Annotated in this window: 15 protein-coding genes; 12 read left to right on the top strand and 3 right to left on the bottom strand. The window is 62.1% G+C overall.

The features are described from left to right. Positions 1-138 precede the first annotated feature (138 nt). Genes PRI8871_RS03725 through PRI8871_RS03745 form a run of 5 tightly spaced genes read left to right on the top strand, consistent with a single transcriptional unit; the run spans position 139 to position 5,366 of the window. Positions 139-1,680, top strand: coding sequence for a 4-hydroxyphenylacetate 3-hydroxylase family protein (locus PRI8871_RS03725; protein ID WP_108884825.1), 1,542 nt, complete (start codon positions 139-141; stop codon positions 1,678-1,680). Between the two features lies 1 nt (position 1,681). Then, positions 1,682-2,479, top strand: coding sequence for a cupin domain-containing protein (locus PRI8871_RS03730; RefSeq protein ID WP_108884826.1), 798 nt, complete (start codon positions 1,682-1,684; stop codon positions 2,477-2,479). After that, positions 2,476-3,747 (top strand): DUF3500 domain-containing protein, encoded by a 1,272-nt coding sequence (locus PRI8871_RS03735; protein ID WP_108884827.1) that lies wholly within the window; start codon positions 2,476-2,478, stop codon positions 3,745-3,747. The genes PRI8871_RS03730 and PRI8871_RS03735 overlap by 4 nt, the downstream gene beginning before the upstream one ends. Before the next feature lie 9 nt (positions 3,748-3,756). Further along, entirely contained in the window at positions 3,757-4,596 is an 840-nt protein-coding gene (locus PRI8871_RS03740; protein ID WP_108884828.1) for a fumarylacetoacetate hydrolase family protein, read from the top strand. Continuing rightward, positions 4,593-5,366, top strand: coding sequence for an alpha/beta fold hydrolase (locus tag PRI8871_RS03745; RefSeq protein WP_108884829.1), 774 nt, complete (start codon positions 4,593-4,595; stop codon positions 5,364-5,366). The genes PRI8871_RS03740 and PRI8871_RS03745 overlap by 4 nt, the downstream gene beginning before the upstream one ends. Here the strand turns inward: PRI8871_RS03745 and PRI8871_RS03750 are convergent. Next, the gene (locus PRI8871_RS03750; RefSeq protein ID WP_108884830.1) at positions 5,363-5,971 is read right to left on the bottom strand and encodes a glutathione S-transferase family protein; all 609 of its coding nucleotides are present in this window, start codon (positions 5,969-5,971) and stop codon (positions 5,363-5,365) included. The two genes, PRI8871_RS03745 and PRI8871_RS03750, sit on opposite strands and share 4 nt — an antisense overlap. A 172-nt stretch (positions 5,972-6,143) precedes the next feature. Here PRI8871_RS03750 and PRI8871_RS03755 point away from each other — a divergent pair, with 172 nt between their 5' ends. Then, a complete protein-coding gene (locus PRI8871_RS03755; RefSeq protein ID WP_108884831.1) occupies positions 6,144-7,025 on the top strand; it encodes an MBL fold metallo-hydrolase in 882 nt (293 codons plus the stop codon). Beyond that, positions 6,988-7,746, top strand: coding sequence for an alpha/beta fold hydrolase (locus PRI8871_RS03760; protein ID WP_181389363.1), 759 nt, complete (start codon positions 6,988-6,990; stop codon positions 7,744-7,746). Before PRI8871_RS03755 ends, PRI8871_RS03760 begins: the two co-directional genes overlap by 38 nt. Here PRI8871_RS03760 and PRI8871_RS03765 read toward each other — a convergent pair. Both PRI8871_RS03765 and dctP read right to left on the bottom strand, forming a co-directional pair. After that, the gene (locus tag PRI8871_RS03765; RefSeq protein WP_108884832.1) at positions 7,733-8,290 is read right to left on the bottom strand and encodes a carboxymuconolactone decarboxylase family protein; all 558 of its coding nucleotides are present in this window, start codon (positions 8,288-8,290) and stop codon (positions 7,733-7,735) included. The genes PRI8871_RS03760 and PRI8871_RS03765 overlap by 14 nt on opposite strands. 69 nt (positions 8,291-8,359) lie before the next feature. Next, entirely contained in the window at positions 8,360-9,343 is a 984-nt protein-coding gene (dctP, locus tag PRI8871_RS03770) for a TRAP transporter substrate-binding protein DctP (protein WP_108884833.1), read from the bottom strand. Positions 9,344-9,567: 224 nt separating this feature from the next. Here dctP and PRI8871_RS03775 point away from each other — a divergent pair, with 224 nt between their 5' ends. From PRI8871_RS03775 to PRI8871_RS03795, 5 genes are all read left to right on the top strand, one after another. Further along, positions 9,568-10,326 (top strand): carboxymuconolactone decarboxylase family protein, encoded by a 759-nt coding sequence (locus tag PRI8871_RS03775; protein WP_108884834.1) that lies wholly within the window; start codon positions 9,568-9,570, stop codon positions 10,324-10,326. Between the two features lie 204 nt (positions 10,327-10,530). Continuing rightward, on the top strand, positions 10,531-11,283 hold the full coding sequence (locus tag PRI8871_RS03780; RefSeq protein ID WP_108884835.1) for an SDR family NAD(P)-dependent oxidoreductase: 753 nt from the start codon (positions 10,531-10,533) through the stop codon (positions 11,281-11,283). After that, positions 11,283-11,795 (top strand): nuclear transport factor 2 family protein, encoded by a 513-nt coding sequence (locus tag PRI8871_RS03785; RefSeq protein ID WP_108884836.1) that lies wholly within the window; start codon positions 11,283-11,285, stop codon positions 11,793-11,795. Before PRI8871_RS03780 ends, PRI8871_RS03785 begins: the two co-directional genes overlap by 1 nt. Before the next feature lie 12 nt (positions 11,796-11,807). After that, entirely contained in the window at positions 11,808-12,572 is a 765-nt protein-coding gene (locus tag PRI8871_RS03790; protein ID WP_108884837.1) for an enoyl-CoA hydratase/isomerase family protein, read from the top strand. After that, positions 12,569-13,102 (top strand): flavin reductase family protein, encoded by a 534-nt coding sequence (locus PRI8871_RS03795; RefSeq protein WP_108884838.1) that lies wholly within the window; start codon positions 12,569-12,571, stop codon positions 13,100-13,102. Before PRI8871_RS03790 ends, PRI8871_RS03795 begins: the two co-directional genes overlap by 4 nt. Positions 13,103-13,117 lie beyond the last annotated feature (15 nt).

Below are 13,117 nucleotides of genomic sequence, written 5' to 3' on the forward strand. Positions count from 1 at the left end.
CGATTGACTGAGAGTCACCGGTTTTCTGTGATCACCCATGCACGCCCAGAACCCGGCGACTCTTGGTCAAGACCGCGCCCATGCTTTCACGAAACACTTAGGCAACTGCGCGGCAGTCCACGCCAAGAGGATGAAATCATGAACGTCACCACTGAACCGAAACCGCAAACTGCGACCCATTCGGCAACGCGCCCCCAAACCGGGGCTGAATACCTGGAGTCCATCCGCGACGATGGAAGGGAAGTCTGGATCGATGGCCAGCGGGTCAAGGATGTGACCACGCATCCAGCTTTCCGCAATTCGGCGCGGATGGTGGCGCGTCTTTACGATGCGCTGCACGCCGACGAAAACGGCCACCTGCGCGCGCCGCTGCATGACGGAACCGGCTGGACGCATTGCGCGTTCCAAGCGCCACGTTCGCTGGAAGAAAGCCTGCAACAGAAGAACGCTTATGCCGAATGGGCACGGATTGGCTATGGCTGGCTGGGCCGGTCGCCCGACTTTATCGGCGCGGCCTTTGCCCCGTCGTTCCAGCTTGAGGGCGCGTATTTCGGCGAATACGGCGAAAACGCCAAGCGCATCGGGTGGGATCTGGCCCGCCGCGTGCCGTTCATCGGTCATGCCATCGTGAACCCGCCGATTGACCGCCAAGACCCTGCAGCGGCCAAGGACATCATGATCCGAGTTGAGGAAGAAACCGACGAAGGTCTGGTGATTTCCGGTGCCAAAGTGGTGGCCACCGGCACCGCGATTGCCCAGCAATTGCTGATCGCGCACCACTTTATTCCGGTGTCCGACAAGAAATACGCGCCGGTCTTTGTGCTGGATGTGAACCGCCCCGGCGTGAAACTGTTCTGCCGCCGGTCCTACGAAGGCGATGCCGCCCGAACGGCCACACCCTTTGACGCGCCGCTGTCCAGCCGTTTGGACGAAAACGATTCCATCCTCGTGCTCGACCGGGTTCTGGTGCCTTGGGAACAGGTCATCATGTATGACGCGCAAAAGGCCAATACCTTCATGATGGTGCCGGGCCAAGCGTCGCGCGGGTTGCTTCAGGCGGGCGTGCGCCTTGCGGTCAAGCTCGACTTCATGTGCGGCGCGTTCATGAAAGCGGTCGAGGTTGGCGGGACCAAGGATTTCCGCGGGGTTCAGGCCGCCGTGGGCGAAGCCATTGCCTACCGTCACACCATCTGGGCGATCATGGAGGCGATGGCCCGCGACAGCGACCCGTGGCAGGACATCTATCAAATGCCGAACCGCGTGCACGGCCATGCCTACCGCGTGACAGCGGCGGATATGTATTCCAAGATCCGTCAGTCGGTTCTGCGCCATGTGGCCTCGGGGCTGATCTATCTGCCGTCCTCGGCCAAGGATTATCTCAACCCCGAGGTTAAGCCGCTGCTGGATCAATATGCGCGCGGCTCACACGGGATTTCGTCGGAAAACCGATCGAAGATCCTGAAACTGTGCTGGGATGCGGTGGGCAGCGAATTTGCCTCGCGCCATGAACTTTATGAATCCAACTATTCCGGCAGTCAGGAACAGATCCGCGTCGATCAATATGTCCGCAGTTTCCAGAACGGCACCGCCGAGCAGATGCTGGGCATCGTTGACAAATGTATGTCGGAATATGACGTGAACGGCTGGACTGTCCCTGACCTCATCAACCCGGAGGCCTGAGATGAAGGTCATTGCCCGCAACCCCGAGGCGGAGTTCCCCGAAAGCTTCAAATCGCTCTGGCTGAACGGGCCGACGGGCGGTCTTGAAAGCTGCAACTGTCTGGTCAGCCGCGTGCCGCCCGGCCACAAGGGGCCGCGCCTGCACACCCATCCGGTGGATCAGTTTTATTTCGTCTTTCAGGGCGAAACCACGGTTCAGATCGGCACCACGGTGCTAAAGGTGACCGCGCCAGCGATGGTGCGGTTCCCCGCTGGCACGCCGCATTGCAATTGGAACGAAACCGACGATTACGAAATGCATTTCGAATTGATGGTCCCCCGTCCACCCGAAGGCCGCTTGATCGAATACTGGGAAGGCGATGCGCCCGAAATCGCCGATGCCGCCCGCTATGTCACGCCACTGACCGAGGATGGCTATCAGATGGGCCGCCTGTTCGCATCGCAGCATATTGCGTGGCGTGAAAACGGGTCAGAGTTTGCGCGGGTCTATGCGGCGCGGGTGCCGCCGGGGTCGGGTGGCCCGGCGCTGCATTTTCACGACTTCGATCAGCTTTACTATGTTTTTGGCGGCGAGCTGACGGTCCAGGTCGGCCACCGCAAGATGATCGCCAAACCCGGTGATCTGGTGATGCTGCCCGCCGGTCTGGTGCACACAAATCTGAACGAAGGCGATGCGGATGAATACCATCTGGCCATCCTGATCCCCGAACCCGAAGAGGGTCAGCAGTTCGACTACAAGGTGAACATCCAATATTCGGACGAGGTGCCCTTCGTGAACATGCCGGAGGCCAAGTCATGAGCCATTCCAAAACGCTGACGCCCTTGACCGATGCAAAGCTGAAGGCGGCCTTTGGGGCCATGGCGCATCCACGTGATTTTCGCCCCTTTGTGCCTGCGGAAAAAGCACCCGCCGCGCTGAATTCCACCCGAAAGGACCGCACCGCCGAGGTGATGGCAACCGACCTGATCCGCAGCACCCATGACCTATGGGGCGCGATGATGGCCGAACCGTTCAAGGGCATCACCACCGATGGCACCCTGCGCCCGGCGCCGCGCGTGCCCGCCCCGAATGGTGCACCGCGAATGGAAATGGAGGCCGCAGCGCAGGCCTTGCTGGATGTGCTGCGCCCTGAGATTGCTTCGCAGATCCTGTTCGACACCAACGCACCGGAATGGCGGCGCTGGCACAATATGCCCGTGCAATGGGATCGCGACGGGGTCGGGCTTGAGGAAATGAACGCAGCCGAGCGCGCGGCAATGCACGGGTTGATCCGCGCGTCCCTGTCCGAGGCGGGCTATGCCCATGTGGTTGAGCTGATGGAGGTGAACCGCTTTTCCGGTGCGCTGATTGGCCGGGAAAAGTACCTCAATGAACACTGCTACACCGTTGGGGTCTTTGGGAAACCCGGTGAAGCGGTGTGGGGGTGGCAGATCTATGGGCATCACCTGTGCCTGTCCTGCCGCCTGATTGGCGATACCTACATCCTGACACCAACCTTTCTGGCCGCCGAACCCACGGTCGTGGACGAAGGCGCGATGGCCGGGATCAACGCCTTTGTTGACAACGAAGACCGGGCGCTGGATCTGATCCGCGCTTTGTCGCCGGACCTGCGGGCCAAGGCCGTGACCTTGAACAGCATCCTGAACGCCGATGTGCCAGAAGGCCGCCGCCACTGGGCCGATAGCCTGCATCTTGGCGGCGCGTTTCAGGACAACCGGGTGATTCCGCTGGAAGGCGTTTGCGCGGCGGAATTCACGGATGGCGATAAGACCCGCCTGATGGAATTGTTCGAGACCTTCTTTCTGCTGCTGCCCGAAGGGCCGAAACAGGCGCGTCTGGCCGAAATCGCGGCGTATCTGGATGACACTTGGCTGTGTTGGATGGGCGGGCATGATGACTGGTCGCCGTTCTATTTCCGGCTGCACTCGCCCGTGGTACTGGCCGAATTCGACCATCATCAGGCGGTGTTCCTGACCAACTCCGAACCCGCGCGGTTCCATGTGCACACGCTGACACGTCATCCTGAAGGGGGTGATTATGGCATGGACCTGCTGGACCAGATCTGAGGAAATCCGATGAAATTTGCAACACTTCGTCAGGGGGATACCCTGTGCTTTGGTCTGGTTGATGGCGACCGCATTCACCTGGCCCCGGAAGGTGACACGCTGCGCGCCCATCTGGGCGGGGATCTGGCGGCGCTGGCGGCGCGTCTGCGTGATGTGCCCGCCGTGTCGCTGGCCGGGGCAGACTATGCGCCCGTGGTGCCCGACCCGCAGCAGATCCTGTGCATAGGGCTGAACTACCGCGACCACCGCGAAGAAACCCGGCCCGAGACCCGCAAATCCTACCCCGAAACGCCTGTGGTTTTCCCCCGCTTTGCCACTTCGCTTGCCGGTCATGGTGAGGCGCTGCCAAAGCCACATAATGAAACCGTCATGGATTATGAGGCCGAATTGGCCGTCATTATCGGCAAAGGCGGGCGCTACATCGCCAAAGAAAACGCCATGGGCCATATCGCGGGCTATGCCTGTTTCAACGACATTTCCATGCGGACATGGCAGACCAAAAGCGAACAATGGGGGCCGGGCAAGAACTTTCCCAAGTCCGGGCCATTGGGTCCGGTTATGGTGACGGCCGATGCGGTGCCAGACATCACCGAGGCGGGCATTCGCCTGTATCTGGATGGCGAATTGATGCAGGAAAGCTGGATCAAGCACCTGCTGTTCGATCTGCCAACCCTGATCGCCCATTGTTCGCAATTCGTCGAACTGCGCCCCGGTGATGTGATCGCCACCGGTACGCCCGGCGGGGTCGGGTTTGCCCGCCGCCCGATGGTTCTGCTAGAACCGGGCAAAACCGTGGTGGTTGAGATCGACGGCGTGGGCCGTCTGGAAAACGCGATCGTAGCAGAATGAGCTTTGCACAGATAAACGGTGTCTCCCTGCGGTATGACTGGCGCCCCGGCGCGGGCGTGCCGCTGGTCTTGCTGCACGAAATGGGCGGCACGCTGGACAGTTGGGATTTGGTTCTGCCGTTGCTGGGGGATCGGGCGGTGCTGCGCATGGATCTGCGCGGCTTCGGCCTGTCTGAAAAACCCACCGGGGCAATTTCACTGGCCGATCACGTTGGCGATATTGTCGGGCTGATCGACCATTTGGGCCTTGGTGCCGTGCATTTGGCAGGCTGTGCCGTGGGTGGCGGCATCGCGATTGCCGTGGCAGCTGAATTGCAAGACCGGGCCGAGGCGCTGACCGTCTTCGCCCCGGCCACCGGCGTGCCGCGTGAACGCCGCGCGGGATTGCTGGGGCTGGCCGACATGCTAGAACGCGATGGGCTTCGCGGGTTTCTGGAAGGCGACACCATCCCCAAGGCATGGCCGCAGCCGCGATTTGCCCGTGATGCCGGGTTTGATCTGTTTCTGGCAACGCAGCTGTCGGCCGCGCCGTCTATGCTGGCCGCGACTTACAGGATGCTGGCAGATGTAGACCTAGCCCCAGCGCTGGCCAACTTGCGATGCCGCGCGACCTTTGTTGCGGGCAGCCATGACATCGCCCGCACGCCCGCACTGGTGGCGCAAGTGGCCGCCAAAGTGCCGGGTGCGCGGTTCATGGAAATCGACAGCAGCCACTTTATGGCCTTGCAGGACCCCGACAAAGTCGCCGCGATCCTGCTGGACGCCGCCTAGACAAAGGGCGGCGTGCCAAAGGCGGTTTGCACCATCGAAGGCCGGTCGATCAGGCTTTGCATGAAAGCCTCGGACTTGGGGGCCTGATCCACCCATAGAAACTGCGGGAACCGCATATCCAGATAGGCCATCAACGCCGCATAGGTGATATCGCCCGCATCGAACCGGCCCGGCTTCAGCCGTGGCTCCATCCATTGGATCGCCGCTTTGATCGAGGCGGCAAAGCCCTTGATGTGCTCCTCAGTATCGCTGTTCTGCGTGCGGAAGGTTTCGTCCAGCAGCTTGACCGCCTTTTCCATCGCACCATCGGCCACCGAATGGCGTAATGTACAGTCATGGCGGTCCGCATCGGGGTAAAGCCCGCCGCCTGCCTGCGCATCCAGGAATTCAAGGATCACCAGACTGTCGAAATAGGGGGTCTCGCTATCTACCAGAACCGGGATCATGCCCAAGGGATTGTAGGGCAGTACCTCGGGCGCGGGGGTCATTGGTGTGGTCACCACATCGACGCGCTCGATGCGATCTTGAAGGCCCAGCTCATGGGCGGCGATCATCACCTTGCGGACAAAAGGCGAGCGGGAAGAAGAATATAGGCGCCAACGCATGGACCGACCTCCTGTTGTGAATTAAGCCGGATCGTAGCGCCGCCGCAGGACATGGCCCAGCACCTTTCGACCGTTTTGAACCGCCGGGCTTGAGCCGGTCGATCCTTGGTCAAGACCGCAGATAGGGCGGGCTGGCAGATTGGCCGGGCAAACAGGTCAGGAGTAGTCGCACATGATGTATCGCCGCAAGATCGGGGACGCCGAGGTTTTCAACATCGTCGAGATGATCGCCCCGACCCATGATCCGGCGATGCTCTATCCTGCTTTGGGGCCCGAGGGGCTGCGGGACGTGGCGGACAGGCTGACGCCTGACCATTTCTGGCCCGCGACCGGCAAGCTGATCATCGGCATTCAGATCTGGGTGGTGAAGCTGGGCGAGGATGTGATCGTCATCGACACTGGCGTCGGCAACGGTAAGCCGCGCGGGCTGCCACGGTTCGACCGGCTCAATACGCTTGCGCCTGTCTGGCTCTCGGCCATTGGGGCCACGCCCGAGGCGGTGACCCATGTCATCAACACCCATCTGCACGGCGATCATGTGGGCGGCAATACGGTGGCCTCCGGCGATGGTTGGACTGCGGCCTTTCCCAACGCCCGCTACTGGATGCCGCAGCGTGACTATGACTATTGGCTGCCCCGCTACCACGAGGCGAAGGGCATAGGCGAAACCGAAGCCTTCACCGATGGCGTGATGCCTTTGGTCGAGGCAGGCAAGGTAACGTTCTACGGCGAAGGGCAAGAAATTGTGCCGGGTCTGACGATGAAAGCGGCCTATGGGCACACGCCGGGCATGATGCGCGCCGATCTGACCTGCGCGGACGAAGCGGGCGTTTTCTGCGCCGATATCTTCCATTCACCGCTTCAGATTTTGCGGCCCGATATCAACACGGTCATCGACGTCTTGCCCGAGGTGGCGCAGGCCACCCGCATGACGTTCTTGGCGGAAATGGCCGACACTGGCGCATTGGTAATGCCTTGCCACTTTGGCGCGCCCCATGCGGTGCGGATCGTGCGGGATGGCGATGGGTTTGGCTTTGTCCCTGACGTGGTTTGACACAGAAGACGGGGCGCGATTGGCCTACCGGCTGCGCCCCGGCGCGGGGCCGGTGGTGGCATTCGCCCATCCTCACACCGGAGACATGGGCAGCTTTGACGCGCTGCTGGATCTGTGGGACGGGCCTGCCTTGGTCTGGGACAGGCGCAGCTATGGGGCTTCCGGTCGCGGCGCGGGCGGCCCGGCGCAGGCCGATGATCTATGCGCATTGCTGGACCATCTGCGGCTAGACCGCCTGCATCTGATCGGGATTGCCGCAGGTGGGGCGGTTGCCGCCGCCCTTGTCATCCACCACCCGGACAGGGTGGCCGGTTTGGGGCTGGCCTGTTCCTTTATCGGTCAGCCGCATGATTTCTGGTGCGCCGCCACGGGCGAGGCGCGCCCTGAAGGCGATGCCGCCGCGCGGGAATTGTCACCGGCATTTCGTGAAACGGATCAGGGTAAGCGCTGGGCCGAAAAGGCCGCGCATTTGCGGCTGTCCGGCGCGGGCGAGCCGCCGCAGCCTTGCCCAGTGGATTTGGCGCAACTGGCTGCGTGCACGTCAGTGCATTTAGCGACTGGGCAAAACGATCTGCTGTTCACGCCCGTGATGCTGGCCCATGCTGCGCATCTGTTGCCAATGGCATCGGCGCAGGTTTTGCCCAATGTCGCCCACGCCCCGCATGTTGAAGACCCGGCAGGCTTTGCGCGATGGGTGCAAAACGTGGTCAGTCGCGGATAAGCGTGTCCACCTCGCCCTCGGGCAGGGCGACATCGGCTTCGTTCAGGATCATCGCGACGGTGGTGTAGGTGCCGCAAAACAGGATCAGGTCCACGACCTCGGCCTCGGACAGATGCGCCTTGAGCGCGGTCAGAACCGGCGCGGGGGTCGGGCTGCCCTTGGCGAGGGCGGTCACATAGTCAAACACCGCGTCCAAACGTGGGGTCAGGTCGTCGGGCCTGCGGAATTGGTTCAGGGCGTCCAACTGGTCCTGACGGAATTCGCCCGCCTTGAGCGCCCGCCGGCAATGAGTCCACCACGCATACCGGGCCGAGGTGGCCCGCGACAGGATCAGCACTGCCAAGCGCCGCGTCAGCCCATCCAGATGCGATGCACCGCCGTTGAAGTGGTCCAGCAGATTGACGATCAACGCGCCGCTTCCGGGTGATTTCAGCAGCATATTGAATGGCCCGCCAATCCCATCGGCAGACACTTTCAACACCCGGTCGGCCAGATCCTTGGCTGTGCCGTCCAATGAATCATAGTCCAGTTTCGAAAACCGCATATCGCCCTCTTCGGTAAAAACAAGGCCGGGCGCAATGGCCCGGCCCTGATGTGCTTTGCTGGCGGAAGGTTATTCCTTGGCCAGCTGCGCTTCAATCGCGGCGACAAAGCCCGGATTCTCTGGGGCCGAGGCCAAGAAGGCCGTGCGCCCGCTGGTGATCGCCGGTTGCAGCGCTTCGACTTCGGCATCGGTTGCGGTGCGGATGTTGATGCCCGCCGCCGTTACGGTGCCGTGCTCTTCGTCGCGCAGATAGGCCGAGGCCCATTTCGACCGGTCATAGCCGGTGGTTTCGTCAATCACGGCCTTCAGATCGTCGGGCAGGCTGTTGTAGAAATCCTTGTTCATCACGACAAAGGTCAAACCGCCGCCAAACGGCGCGTCATAGATTTCCTTGACCAGTTCTTCGATCCCGAAGTCGAACACCGCCCCGGCGGTGGTCATCAACCCGTCAACCGCGCCTTTGCTCATGGCTTGGTAATATTCCGGCACCTTGATCGCAATCGGAACGCCGTTCAGCGCCTCAAGCACCTTGGCGCGGATCTGGCTGCCCATGCCCATCTTGGTGCCGTTCAGGTTGGTGTAATCCTCAAGCGGTTTGGCCATGAAGAACGAATTGTTGTTCACCGCCTGCACCCAGAGCACTTTGACCTCGTCAATCGTGCCCAGATCACCGGCCGCATAGGCATTCCACAGCGCGCCCGAGGCGGGCTCGGGGTCGGTGTAAAGGCCCGGCACGCCGATGGCCGTCAGACCGGCGAAACGTGCGCCGTAAAAGCCCGGCAGATCCCAGGCCACATCGGCCACGCCCTGCGACACGCGGTTCACTGCATCGCCCATCTTGGCCAGCGTGCCACCGCAGAACATCTGATAGTCGATCCGGCCACCGGACTTTTCCTTCACCTCTTCGGCCCAGACATCGAGATAGTTCTTGCACACGTTGCCATCAGGCGCGGCGCCCGCGGCGATTTTCATTGTAAAATCGGCAGCCGATGCCGCACCCGTCAAACCCAAAGACAGTGCCGCACTCAGGCACAGCTTTCCAAATAGCGTCATTCTATATCCTCCCTAGTCATGCGACTCGCCCTCGGGCGGTCGTCTGGCATAAGCATCCCTTGTTCTGCATGGATCGGTCTTGACACTCAGTCGCCTAAAATTGGAGGTCTGCAAGACAGGCAGGCAGGAAGCAGACAAGGTTCAAGGATTCGTCGTCTTAGGTTCAAAACGCCGTGTCTGACTTGCGGTAGCATCCGCCTGCTGAATGAACAGGAGCAACAGCCATGTCCGATGCCACACTCGCCAACGAATTGAAAGATGCGCTGGGGTTCGACCATCCCTCGCTAGAGGTGGTCGCGCGGATGGATCCGCCCTTGGCTGAACAATTCGCCGCAATGGCGCAGGCGGTCAAAACCTCGAACGCGCTGTCGGTCAAGGATCAGGCGTTGATCATGCTGGCGCTGAATTCGGCTGTGGTGCATCTGAACGGCGAAATGGTGCGCGCGTATATCCGGGCGGCGCTGGCCGCCGGGGCCACGGCGGGTGAAATCCGCGAAGTGTTGCAGCTCACCTCGGTTCTGGGGATCCACGGCACCATTCCCGGTGTGTTGATCCTGACCGAAGAAGAAGGCGGGCTGGACAAGGTGCGTGACACCGCTGCGCCTGATCGCAAAGCCAAGGCCGAGGCCGCGCATGCCGCCTTTGAGGCCAAGCGGGGCTTCCTGACGCCCGCATGGCAGGCCTGTACTTACTATGTGCCGTCCTTGGTTGAGGCCTATGCCGGGTTCTCGGGCGTGCCATGGGCGACCGATCACCTTAGCCCCAAGACCAAGGAACTGGTCTATATCGCCATCGACCTGATGCCGCAGCACACGCATATGGAAGGCACGCGCGTGCACATGCGCAAGGCCCGCGCCAATGGCGCCACGGATGACGAGATCACCTCGATCCTGCAAATGATCGCGCTGCTGGGCATTCAGACCCATATGTTGGCCCTGCCGGTGCTTGAGGAAGAATTGCAGGCGGCGGGTCTGCCGTCCTGACCGGCTGACTTGACCGCAATCGCCCCGAACGCCGCATCGCCTTGATGCGGCGTTTTGCGTTTGGTCGCACGGATTTCAGGGCGTCCGACCGGTCCGGTTTGACCTGTTGTCGCCTGTCTTTTGCGCCCTGCTCTTCGCGGGCCCAAGGACGCTGGACAGCCGCCTTTCGGCCTGTCGAAACTGCCAAAAAAGGGGACGATACCAATGCGATTTACTGGAAAGACCGCCATTATCACCGCAGCTGCTTCGGGCATTTGCCGGGCCGCCGCACTGCGCGCCGCCGCCGAAGGGGCAACCGTGGCCTGCGTCGACGTCTCGCCCGCTGTGGCAGATGTGGCCGATGAAATCATCAAGTCCGGGGGCCGCGCCACGGCTTGGGTGGTGGATGTGACCGACAAGGCAGCGCTTGTCGCCACGCTGACCGATATCGAGGCCGCGCAGGGCCCGACCGACATTCTGGTGAACGGCGTGGGCCGGTCATCGGTGGTCAAGGGCGGGGGCGAGTTTTGCGACAGCAACCCCGAAGACTGGGAAGAGGTGCTGGACATTTCGCTGATGTCGGCGATGCGGATCTGCCGACACATCGTGCCGGGTATGCGGGACCGGGGCTATGGGCGCGTGGTCAATATCTCGTCCGTGGCGTGGCTGATGCCGACGCCGCGCTTTTGCGATTATGCGGCGGCCAAGGCGGGGGTTGTGGGCTTTACCCGTGTTCTAGCCATCGAAACCGCGCCCAAGGGGGTGACGGTCAATGCCGTGTCGCCAGGGCCGATTGAAACGCCTGCCACGGCCAAACATCCGCCCGAAACCCGCGCACGGGTCGAGGCGACCATCCCGCTGGGCCATTACGGCCAGCCCGAGGATGTGGCGGCGGCGATCCTGTTCCTTGCGTCGGATGACGCCAAGTTCATCACCGCGCAGAACATTGTCGTTGGCGGCGGCCGGGGGATTGTTTGATGGCGGGCGCGGCTGTTCAAGGCTGGGCGACCAAGGCGGGGCTTTTGCCCCTGCCAGCCCGCCAACCCGTGCGCCCCGAGGATCTGGCCACGCGGATCGCCATTTCCGAGCTGTTTGCCCGTTACGGCATTGCCCATGACGAAGTGGACGTGCCTGCCATGGCCGACCTGTTCGCACCGGAAGCGGTGGTTCAGGTGTCGCTGGCGGGACCTGTCTTTGAAACCCACCGGGGGCGCGACGTGATCTGTGCCAATTTCGAGCGGGTGACCGCCACGCAATCCGATCAGCGCCGCCATGCGGTCACCAATCTTGAGATCACGCCATTGGATGCGGGCCGCGCCTCGGCGCGGGCTTACGGCATCGTCTCGGCTGCGAATGCCGATGGCATCGGGGTCGTCGTCAGCTGCGCCTATACCGCCGACCTGGCCCTGTCAGAGGACGGGCTGTGGCGGTTTCAGCGGCTTTGGATCGGCATGGATCACTACGCGGGGCAGGCCCCCGGCACGTCATGAGGAAGATGGAATATGCGCGAATTTGATGACTATAAAAACAGCTACAAAACCCTGACCATGGAACGGGATGCCGACGGCATTCTGCTGCTGACCGCCCATACCGATGGGGGCCCGCTGCGCTGGGGGGCCTTGCCGCACGAAGAATGGCCGCATGCCTTTCATGACATCGCCATGGACCGCAAGAACCGGGTCATCATCCTGACCGGCACGGGCGACGAATTTTCCGGCCCGCGCCCGCCTGCGGCCACGCGCTATGCCCGACCCGTGGCCGATATGGACCGGATCGTATTCGACGGGCGCCACCTGCTGGCCAACCTGCTGGAAATTCAGGCCCCGATCATCAGCGCCATCAACGGGCCGTGTATCCGGCATTCGGAAATCCCGCTGCTGTCGGATATCGTTCTGGCCTCAGACACCACGGTGATCGAGGACGCGGGCCATTTCGAAAGCGGGTTGGTGCCGGGCGACGGGGTGAACCTGATTTACCCCATGCTGATGGGGCACAACCGGGCGCGGTATTTCCTGATGACCTCGCAAAAGCTTTCGGCACAGCAGGCGCAGGATTGGGGCTTGGTGAACGAGGTTCTGCCAAAGGATCAACTGATGGACCGGGCGTGGGAATGGGCGCGTGAACTGGCCCGCCACAATGACATGCACCTGCGCAACACGCGCCAGATCATGACGTTGGAATTCCGCAAGAAGATCTTCGACCATCTGGGCTATACGCTTCAGATGGAGGCCATGGCCAACCTTGGCCGCGACAAGGCCCCGGAATGAGCGTTTCGCTGAACGATTTCAAACGGGCGATGCGGGCGCTTCCGGCGCAGGTGGCGGTGATCTCGGCCAAGGCCGATGACGTGCGGATCGCCATGACGGCCACGGCGGTGACCTCGCTCTCGGCAGAGCCGCCGCAACTGCTGATCTGTGTGCACCACATGGCGCGCCCGGCTGCGGTGATCCGCAAGGCGGGGGCCTTTGCCGTGAACTTGGTGCATTGCCAGCAGGTTGATGTGGCCACCCAATGCGCCTTGCCGGGGTTGGAACCCGAAGACCGCTTTGCCCTTGGCCAATGGACCGACGGGGAAGGGGCAGGGCAGCCCTTGCTGGACGGGGCGGTGGTGAACTTTGATTGCCGCCTTGTGTCCGAGGCACAGCACGGCACGCATTTCGTCTTTGTCGGCCAGATCGAGGCGCTGCGCTTTGCCGATGGCGCACCGCTTCTGTACCACGACGCGGGCTATCGCGAGTTGGGCAATCGCCTGGACGCGCTGCACCTGAACTGGGACAATTCTGGACTGGCCTTCTAAGCAAAGCGCCGCCTG

Origin of the sequence: Pseudoprimorskyibacter insulae, from assembly GCF_900302505.1 — a bacterium.
Classification (GTDB): Bacteria; Pseudomonadota; Alphaproteobacteria; order Rhodobacterales; family Rhodobacteraceae; genus Pseudoprimorskyibacter; species Pseudoprimorskyibacter insulae.

Excerpts from the sequence above, each read along its gene's own strand:
- PRI8871_RS03735 (WP_108884827.1), top strand. The coding sequence starts at position 2,476 with ATGAGCCATTCCAAAACGCTGACGCCCTTGACCGATGCAAAGCTGAAG.
- PRI8871_RS03785 (WP_108884836.1), top strand. The coding sequence starts at position 11,283 with ATGGCGGGCGCGGCTGTTCAAGGCTGGGCGACCAAGGCGGGGCTTTTG.
- PRI8871_RS03765 (WP_108884832.1), bottom strand. The coding sequence starts at position 8,290 with ATGCGGTTTTCGAAACTGGACTATGATTCATTGGACGGCACAGCCAAG.
- PRI8871_RS03730 (WP_108884826.1), top strand. The coding sequence starts at position 1,682 with ATGAAGGTCATTGCCCGCAACCCCGAGGCGGAGTTCCCCGAAAGCTTC.
- PRI8871_RS03760 (WP_181389363.1), top strand. The coding sequence starts at position 6,988 with ATGGCGATGGGTTTGGCTTTGTCCCTGACGTGGTTTGACACAGAAGAC.
- dctP (WP_108884833.1), bottom strand. The coding sequence starts at position 9,343 with ATGACGCTATTTGGAAAGCTGTGCCTGAGTGCGGCACTGTCTTTGGGT.
- PRI8871_RS03740 (WP_108884828.1), top strand. The coding sequence starts at position 3,757 with ATGAAATTTGCAACACTTCGTCAGGGGGATACCCTGTGCTTTGGTCTG.
- PRI8871_RS03725 (WP_108884825.1), top strand. The coding sequence starts at position 139 with ATGAACGTCACCACTGAACCGAAACCGCAAACTGCGACCCATTCGGCA.
- PRI8871_RS03745 (WP_108884829.1), top strand. The coding sequence starts at position 4,593 with ATGAGCTTTGCACAGATAAACGGTGTCTCCCTGCGGTATGACTGGCGC.
- PRI8871_RS03795 (WP_108884838.1), top strand. The coding sequence starts at position 12,569 with ATGAGCGTTTCGCTGAACGATTTCAAACGGGCGATGCGGGCGCTTCCG.
- PRI8871_RS03750 (WP_108884830.1), bottom strand. The coding sequence starts at position 5,971 with ATGCGTTGGCGCCTATATTCTTCTTCCCGCTCGCCTTTTGTCCGCAAG.
- PRI8871_RS03780 (WP_108884835.1), top strand. The coding sequence starts at position 10,531 with ATGCGATTTACTGGAAAGACCGCCATTATCACCGCAGCTGCTTCGGGC.
- PRI8871_RS03790 (WP_108884837.1), top strand. The coding sequence starts at position 11,808 with ATGCGCGAATTTGATGACTATAAAAACAGCTACAAAACCCTGACCATG.
- PRI8871_RS03775 (WP_108884834.1), top strand. The coding sequence starts at position 9,568 with ATGTCCGATGCCACACTCGCCAACGAATTGAAAGATGCGCTGGGGTTC.
- PRI8871_RS03755 (WP_108884831.1), top strand. The coding sequence starts at position 6,144 with ATGATGTATCGCCGCAAGATCGGGGACGCCGAGGTTTTCAACATCGTC.